Annotated in this window: 7 protein-coding genes and 1 riboswitch; of the genes, 6 read left to right on the top strand and 1 reads right to left on the bottom strand. The window is 39.1% G+C overall.

Going from position 1 to position 8,310, the window contains the following annotated elements; genetic code table 11:
• Positions 1–57 precede the first annotated feature (57 nt).
• The gene (locus tag ABDZ72_RS01800) at positions 58–909 is read right to left on the bottom strand and encodes a hypothetical protein (RefSeq protein WP_343750781.1); all 852 of its coding nucleotides are present in this window, start codon (positions 907–909) and stop codon (positions 58–60) included.
• 414 nt (positions 910–1,323) lie between these two features.
• Between ABDZ72_RS01800 and ABDZ72_RS01795 the strand changes: the two genes are divergently transcribed.
• The 6 genes from ABDZ72_RS01795 to ABDZ72_RS01770 all read left to right on the top strand — a co-directional run.
• Positions 1,324–2,973, top strand: a complete 1,650-nt coding sequence (locus ABDZ72_RS01795) for an Eco57I restriction-modification methylase domain-containing protein (RefSeq protein WP_343750780.1) — start codon at positions 1,324–1,326, stop codon at positions 2,971–2,973.
• Positions 2,974–3,028: 55 nt separating this feature from the next.
• Entirely contained in the window at positions 3,029–4,021 is a 993-nt protein-coding gene (locus tag ABDZ72_RS01790; protein ID WP_343750779.1) for a sodium:calcium antiporter, read from the top strand.
• An 88-nt stretch (positions 4,022–4,109) separates the two neighbouring features.
• Positions 4,110–4,211: riboswitch (TPP riboswitch) on the top strand.
• A 229-nt stretch (positions 4,212–4,440) separates the two neighbouring features.
• Positions 4,441–5,718 (top strand): acetylornithine deacetylase, encoded by a 1,278-nt coding sequence (locus ABDZ72_RS01785; protein WP_343750778.1) that lies wholly within the window; start codon positions 4,441–4,443, stop codon positions 5,716–5,718.
• Positions 5,719–5,761: 43 nt separating this feature from the next.
• Positions 5,762–6,538: an ABC transporter ATP-binding protein gene (locus tag ABDZ72_RS01780; RefSeq protein WP_343750777.1), complete on the top strand. Its 777-nt coding sequence runs from the start codon at positions 5,762–5,764 to the stop codon at positions 6,536–6,538.
• The gene (locus ABDZ72_RS01775; RefSeq protein WP_343750776.1) at positions 6,535–7,287 is read left to right on the top strand and encodes an ABC transporter permease; all 753 of its coding nucleotides are present in this window, start codon (positions 6,535–6,537) and stop codon (positions 7,285–7,287) included. Before ABDZ72_RS01780 ends, ABDZ72_RS01775 begins: the two co-directional genes overlap by 4 nt.
• Positions 7,284–8,310: ABC transporter substrate-binding protein (locus ABDZ72_RS01770; protein ID WP_343750775.1), on the top strand; the 1,027-nt coding region annotated here is incomplete at its 3' end. The genes ABDZ72_RS01775 and ABDZ72_RS01770, both read left to right, overlap by 4 nt.

Below are 8,310 nucleotides of genomic sequence, written 5' to 3'. Positions count from 1 at the left end.
ATTAAAGAACAATTCAGGTTCTTGTTCGCATCTTTGATGGATCAAAACTGTAGTTTTTCACCAGTCTTCTAAATGGATGTCGATTAACTCACTGATAAAATTATCTGTCGATATATCTGCGAGTTCTGTATCATATGTTTGTCTGACGAGGCCATCTTCTTTTAATTCTTGAGTGGTTTTATAAACCTTGGCATGGGGTCGGCTAAAATCAATGATAACCAATGCACATCGTTCGTACTTATGCTTGTCCTCATCTATATCATCCCTTCCACTCAAAAAGTGGAAAAAATTAATGTATTTTTCCAAGTCGGTCTGGGATTGTTTAAATGCAACTCTGTTGTGTTTCATGGCAGTTTCATCATATTCATAAACAGGAATGATATAAATTTCCCCTAATACCATTTTAGGATATGTTATGTGTAAGTTAAGCGCTTCAGCAAACATTCGTTCAAATAATGTATCTGTGTTTTTGGCAAGGCTGCTTAACTGGCTTCGTACGTTGACGGAAAGAATCTGCTCAGATAAGTTTGGACCGTCTGCACAATATAAATTGGAATGAACCATTGGTCCCCAATTTACCAAAGTTTTCTCAGCTCCAATATTTGTGGGTTTTGCACAAATGTCCTGATCTTTTTGTTTAAACATACCAGTAACTTTTAATTCAGGTTTCGTTTGTCCCAAAGGTGGGAAAATCGTTTCCGATCGTATATTATTATCCACCATTTCATGTTTAACGAATTCATGTATGTAATTGATTAACGTGCTTTTCCTGATAAGAGAAGTTTTTGCTTCCAATCCATTATTAAAAGTATCTCCTTTGCCATTTTGGCGTGAGCCGTTGACTGTTAAGTTTGTAATCGCCATCTCCATGTCCTGTTGGATTAAGTTTGCTGCCTGATGAATGTTCATGGTACCACCCCTTATGATGAGTACTATTTTTTAGCCATACGAAAGTATTATCTTTAAAATAGGGATATTATTATAGACCAAGAGTCGCTTGTTTTGCAATTGTAGTTGATACGTTATAATTCTTGTTAGGTTGCCGTATCGTATAGGAAGGTGATGCAGATGCTCCAAAATTTTGAAGACGAGGATGTTCATTTTTTAGCGATTAAAAAGAATCTGCAGCGAATGACCTATGATTTTAAGGAAATACAATCCGAACTGGTCAGAGCTTATTTAACATATAATGAAATTGATGAATCCAGTGTCAGCAATCAACTTGTACGCGCATTGTTGCAACGGGAAAACAGGTTCATTCGTGAATACGTCCAAATGCTTCCTGTTCAATGGAATATTAAGAACTTGGAGTCCATGTTTTACATGTTCTTTGATAAGGATGCTGCTCGAACAAATGGCATTATTTTCACGCCGACGTATGTTTCCGATTATATCAATGAAGAACTTTTTAAGGATGCAACGCCAACGAGTACGGTTTGTGATTTTTCCTGTGGAGCTGGTGAATTTCTCATTTCAGCTTTAAAGCAATTTAAAAAATGGTTTCCAGCGTTATCCCGAATAGAAATCATTGAAAATAATTTATACGGAGCCGATATTCTGGAAGAGAATGTGTATTGTACAAAATTATTCTTAACACTGTATTCATTATACTTTAATGAGGATAAAGATGTCATTGCGTTTAATATTATAAATGCTGACAGTACTCAACCGAATGTACTGCCCAAATTTCATTCATACAGGGTTCAAAATGGGTTTGATTTTATTATAGGGAATCCTCCTTATGTCAGAATTCAAGATATGGATAAAGACCAACGAACAATGTTAAAACAACATTTTAAGACGTGCAATTCCGGAAGTTTCAATTTGTTTTACGCCTTTATTGAGTTAAGTTGCCAATCTCTGCGTGAGGATGGAAAAATGGGCTATATTATCCCCAACCATCTTTTTAAAATGAAGTCAGCACAGCCTTTAAGGGAGTTGCTCATCAATGATCAAGTAATCACGAAAGTTATTGATTTTAAAGATAATCAATTGTTTGAGAATGCACAAACATATTCAGCGATCGTATTTTTTGATAAGGCTCCGAAACATTATATGTATTATAAAACGATTGATGAACGTTTCAATAATATGGATATCCATCAATATTTGAATTCACGCGAATGGGAAAAGGTACCTTATAGTGGTCTTGACGCAGAAGCGATTCATTTACTTTCTGCAAAGGATTATAATAATGTGACCAAAATAGAAAATCAACCTTATTTGTTGGACATATCGACAGGAATTGCCACTCAAAAGGATAAGCTTTATATGATTGATATAACCCAATCAATGAATAAAAATGAAAATGATCCTTTTTATTACAAGGAATATAACGGAAAACTCCACAAAATAGAAAAAGGAATTACGATGTCCATTATTAAAGGCTCGGGCGACAAGAAAGTTGACTTAACAACAAACTTTTACGAATTTAATAAAATTATCTATCCTTATAACATAAAGAATGGGAAAGCTTCGTTGATTTCAGAGAAAACAATGGCGGACGTGTATCCCCATACGTTAGCGTACTTTAAGGCTATTAAACGGGAACTTAATAAACGAAACGGGGGAAACCCTTCAACAAAAGCATGGTATGAGTATGGACGATCGCAAGCCCTCCATAGTTTTGTACCAAAAATAATATTCCCCACTAACTCTGGAAAACCAAACTTCGCCTACTTTAATGATTTTGCATTGTTTCATAATGGTTATGCTATTTATGGCCTTAAAAATAATAAGGAAGGAATGGACCTCCCCTTATTAACCAAAATTCTTAATTCGAAAATAATGGATTATTATATTCAACTGACCAGTTATATGATCAGTGGCGGTTACTATTGTTATCAAAAAAAATATTTAGAGAACTTCACGATCCCTGATTTTTCAGAAGAAGAAAAGCAATATCTTAAAAGCATGACGTCAAAGGATGTCATTGATGAATTTCTTATCCAAAAATATGGGCTTGAACGATAATATACAAATAGTAGACAGGTAACAGGGGTTCGGGTACTTTGGAGGCGTTGTAACAGTGGTATTTGTTTGGTTTGTATCAGCGGCTGTATTAACGGTTTTTACAGCAAGAAAGTTATCACTCTATGCGGATGTGATAAGTGAAAAAACGGCAATGGGTGGCATGGTTGTCGGGACGATTCTTCTGGCTGGTGCGACATCATTGCCGGAAGTAACGACCAGTTTTTCCGCGGTAATGATTGATAATATTGATATAGCGATTGGAAATATGCTTGGTTCCAATCTGTTTAATGTGTTCATACTCGGCGCGTTGGACTTTTATTATAGAAAACGACGATTATTTCATCTTGCCAGCAGTAATCACAAATATACGGCGTCGTTAGGATTTGTCCTAATGATGTTGGTAACGCTGGCTCTATTGGTACGCATGGATTATGCCATCGTTGGAATAGGCCTGGATTCACTACTGATTGCAGCTGTTTACATAGTTGGGATGGCGATCATCAGAAAACTGCCGGCGCCTTCTCTCAGTCATGAGGAAACAGCGGATGTGGAAGAGACTGACGGAGATAGAGAATCCATCTCTGTTGGACATGCTTTTGCAGGTTTTACTGTTTCGGCATTGATTATCTTAGGAACAGGAACCCTTCTTTCAATAACAGGTGATGACATTGCAGTTATTACCGGGCTTGGGTCGAGTTTTGTAGGCAGTTTTCTCATAGCCGCGACGACCTCTTTACCGGAAGGGGTATCCGTTTTAGCAGCGTTACGATTAAAAAATGTGAATTTGGCGGTCGGCGCTATTCTCGGCAGTAATATGCTGAATATGTTGATTCTTGCTTTATCGGATGTGGTTTACAGACAAGGATCATTGTTGGCAGATGGAAGTGGATCGCATGCGTTGTCCGCGATTGGCGGAATGTTCCTTGTTTTCGTTGTCATCTGGTCTTTCATGCGGAAACAGTCGCCATCCATATTGGTTTACAGTATTCCGTCACTGGTCATTATCGTCGGCTATTTTCTTGTTCAATACATGATATTTACAAGTTGAAAAATAAATGTTGTTAATGGTGTCATTACTATTGACTTATATTCAAAATTATGCGACATTAATGAAGAGATAGTAAACAACTGCATAGAGATAACACTAGGGGCGCTGAAAAGCTGAGAAAGACTGGTTTGTCTTGACCCTTGAACCTGCACTGGCTAATACCAGCGAAGGGAAGTGGAACACGTTGTCATGACACATAACATGTATCTTAATGGAATGATACGAGGAACCGCTTCTGTTAGAAGAAGCGGTTCCTTTATTTTATCACGCATTAATGAATGGTCATACCTCACCTGTGAACGTGGGCAAACCATTTACGTGAAGGTTTGGGATAAACAACCCGCAATGTTTGATTCGTTCAACACCATTCAGTTGGTAAGGTGCCACCCAGTGACTTTACTTTAAAGGAGGAATAGTACATGCATCATTTACTGAATCATCTGGTAAATCAAGTTGACTATCGACAGGATGAGCTTGTTGATTTATTGAAAGAACTCATTCAATTTAAAACGCCCGCACCACCTGCCAGAAATACCGAGGAGGCGCAACAATTTATTGATTCATTTTTACAGGAAAAAGGGTTGAGTACGGATAAGTGGGACGTTTATCCAGGAGATCCGAATGTTGTTGGCGTTCGTAAAGGGACGCATTCCGATTCCCATAGGAGCCTGATTGTGAATGGGCATGTCGATGTTGCTGAAGTGAATGAGGATGAGGCATGGGTGAGCGATCCATTTACGCCATTTGTTCGAGACGGCCAGATAATTGGCAGAGGTGCAGCGGACATGAAAGGTGGTATGGCTGGTGCTTTATTTGCCATCCAGTTGCTGCATGATTCCGGAATTGAATTGCCGGGTGATTTAACGTTTCAATCCGTCATCGGTGAAGAAGTTGGCGAAGCTGGGACATTGCAATGTTGCAAGCGTGGTTATAAAGCCGACTTTGCGATTGTTGTTGACACAAGTGATTTGCATATACAGGGGCAGGGAGGTGTCATCACAGGCTGGATTACCGTAAAGAGCAAGGAAACGTTCCATGATGCTACGCGTAAAGATATGATTCATGCCGGTGGAAATCTGTTTGGCGCCAGCGCAATAGAAAAAATGACAAAAATTATTCAGGGGCTACAAGAACTGGAAAGACATTGGTCCGTTATGAAAAGTTATCCAGGCTATCCTGCTGGAACCAACACGATCAATCCGGCTGTTATTGAAGGTGGAAGACATGCGGCTTTTATAGCTGATGAATGCCATTTATGGATTACTGTTCACTTTTATCCCAATGAAACGCACGAGCAAGTGGCAAGAGAGATAGAGGACCATATCCGTGCCGTTGCAAATGGAGATCCATGGCTTCGGGAAAACCCACCTGTGTTTGAATGGGGCGGGTCATCCATGATTGAAGATCGTGGCGAAATATTTCCATCGTTGGAAGTGGATTATGACCATGATGCAGTCCAGACATTAATACAGTCGCATCAACGTGTACAGAATGAAGCGCCTACCGTCGATGTTTCTCCATCTGTAACGGATGGGGGCTGGTTTGGCGATGCAGGTATTCCTGCTGCTATTTATGGTCCGGGGAGTCTTCGGTACGCTCACGCAGTCAATGAACAAGTTTCTATTGAGCAATTGGTTGAATACACGAAAACGTTGTTAACGTTTATATATGAGTGGTGTCATACAGAAAAAGAATGAATGAAAACTAGTATGGTCATTTAAAGGGAGATGAGGATTGCAGATGAGTAAAGAAGCATTAGCGTTTAATGATGTGACATTTCGCTATCAATCAGAAAAAAGTGTAGAGTCCGTTTCCATTTTGGACAAGATACATTTTCATGTGGATGATGGTGAACTTGTCAGTATTATTGGGACCAGCGGATCTGGCAAGAGTACTATATTTCGGTTAATTACCGGGCTTGAACAGCCGGATGAAGGTGATATTTTACTGGATGGAAAGATAGCAAAAAGTCGATTAGGACAAGTAGGTTATATGCCCCAGGAAGATTTATTAATGCCGTGGAGAACGATTATGGAAAATGCCGCACTGCCATTAGAAATTAAAGGGACAAAAAAGGAAGAAGCCCAAAGCCGTGTATTAAAACTATTGGCTGATTTTGGTCTTGAAGGTGTGGAGCATGCCTTTCCTGGTAATCTATCAGGCGGTATGCGTCAGCGGGTATCTTTTTTACGAACGATTTTGAGCGGATCCAATCTTTTGTTATTGGATGAACCATTCAGTGCTTTGGATGCGATTACCCGGATAAACATGCAGGAATGGCTGCTTGAACAGTGGAAGAAATGGGAGAAAACGATTCTATTTATTACACATGATGTGGAAGAAGCGTTATTTTTATCTGATCGTATTTTTATACTGACACAAAAGCCAAGTAATGTCATCCAAGAGGTAAAAGTACCTTTAGAGCGCCCAAGGACGCTGCGTGATTTAAGCCAAACGGATGTTGTAACACTGAAAGAACATTTAATCGAACTGCTTCGTTCCAAGGTGAAAATATGAAAAATCTTCATTCGTATTTGTTATCGAGCTTACTGGTGCTTGTATTCCTGATTGTTTGGGAAATAGGGGCGAGCTTATATAATAAAAGTTTTATATTGCCAACGCCCACAGCAATAGCTGGAGAGTTATGGGAGTTGAAAACGGTTTTACTGTTGAACCACCTCCCATCGACTTTGTTAATCATCCTAATTGGCCTTGTGGTGTCCATCGTGATGGGTGTCACTTTGGCCGTATGGATGAATATGAGTAAAACAGCGGAAAAAACGTTCTATCCACTGATTATTACATCCCAGACAATACCGGTTATTGCGTTAGCTCCCATTTTTGTTCTCTGGTTTGGATATACGATTTGGAGCAAAGTCGTTGTTGCCATTTTAATCACGTTTTTTCCGCTTACAGTCAGTACATTTGATGGGCTACGTTCATCCAATAAAGATTTGAAAGAATTACTGCTTACAATGGGAGCTTCCAAAAAAGATATTTTCTTTAAATTGGATGTGCCATCTGCCTTGCCATCTTTTTTTTCAGGGTTAAAAGTTGCTGTAACGATGAGCGTGATTGGTGCGGCAATAGGCGAATGGTTAGGTGCACAAGCCGGGTTGGGATATTTTAGCCGCCGAATGATGACCCAATTTGATGGTGCAGCTGTATTTGCTCCAATCGTTTTATTATCAGCAGTCGGCATTTTCTTATTTTTACTAGTCATATGTCTGGAAAAAATTATATTAAAATGGAGGGAAAAGCAATGAAAAAATATATAGGGATAACTTTATGCTTATGGATTATTTTGTTACTGACTGCTTGCGGAGGCACTGATGCATCGCAGAAAACAGATAAAGAAAAAGGGACAAATGAATCATCGAACGCAGATGACCTAAAAGAAGTCAGTATTATGCTCGATTGGTATCCAAATGCCGTACATAGTTATATCTATGCAGCAAAAGAAAAAGGTTTTTTTGAAGAAGAGGGTATAAAGGTTGATATTCAGTTCCCGACCAACACGACAGATCCATTAAATCTGGCAGCCGCTGGTAAGGTAACATTGGGTTTATATTATCAGCCTGATGTTATAACCGCTCGTGCCAATGAAAATGTTCCTGTTAAATCGGTCGCCTCGATTGTACGTTCTCCTTTAAATCATGTTGTTTTTCTGGACGACAGTCCCATTCAGTCTCCTAAAGATTTAGAAGGCAAGAAAGTAGGCTACCCGGGAATACCACTAAATGAGGCATTATTGAAAACAATGGTAGAGCATGATGGTGGAGACTATAGTAAAGTTAATAAGGTGGATGTTGGATTTGAGCTTAGTCCTGCTGTGGTTTCCAAAAGGACGGATGCGGTAATCGGTGCCTACATTAATCATGAAGTACCTGTATTAGAAAATAAAGGATATGATATGCGTTATTTTAATCCAGTAGATTATGGTGTACCGGATTACAACGAGCTGGTTTTAGTAACTGGCGATGAGACCTGGAGTGATGAGAAAGATGCTATCCAGTCCTTTTGGAAAGGTGCTGAAAAAGGCTACCAGTTTATGAAGGACAATCCGGATCAAGCGCTGGAAATATTACTGAACAATCAAGATGAGTCGAATTTTCCATTAGATAAAGAAGTGGAACAAGAAAGCCTTGAAGTACTATTGCCTAAAATGGAAGCAAAAGGAGTGGAGTTTGGTTCACAGGATAAAAAATCATGGAGAGAAGTAAGGGATTGGATGTATCAGGCTGGTTTGATTGAAACAAAACCGAACGTCAATGAAATGATTGTTAATA

This window comes from Lentibacillus halophilus, from assembly GCF_039522485.1.
Taxonomy (GTDB): domain Bacteria; phylum Bacillota; class Bacilli; order Bacillales; family Amphibacillaceae; genus Lentibacillus; species Lentibacillus halophilus.
Note: the sequence above shows the minus strand (reverse complement) of the source record. Positions and strands in the feature narration are given on the sequence as shown.

Bases quoted from the DNA above. Each gene is read 5' to 3' on its own strand.
- ABDZ72_RS01795 (WP_343750780.1), top strand. From the start codon at position 1,324: ATGTTCTTTGATAAGGATGCTGCTCGAACAAATGGCATTATTTTCACG.
- ABDZ72_RS01785 (WP_343750778.1), top strand. From the start codon at position 4,441: ATGCATCATTTACTGAATCATCTGGTAAATCAAGTTGACTATCGACAG.
- ABDZ72_RS01800 (WP_343750781.1), bottom strand. From the start codon at position 909: ATGAACATTCATCAGGCAGCAAACTTAATCCAACAGGACATGGAGATG.
- ABDZ72_RS01775 (WP_343750776.1), top strand. From the start codon at position 6,535: ATGAAAAATCTTCATTCGTATTTGTTATCGAGCTTACTGGTGCTTGTA.
- ABDZ72_RS01780 (WP_343750777.1), top strand. From the start codon at position 5,762: ATGAGTAAAGAAGCATTAGCGTTTAATGATGTGACATTTCGCTATCAA.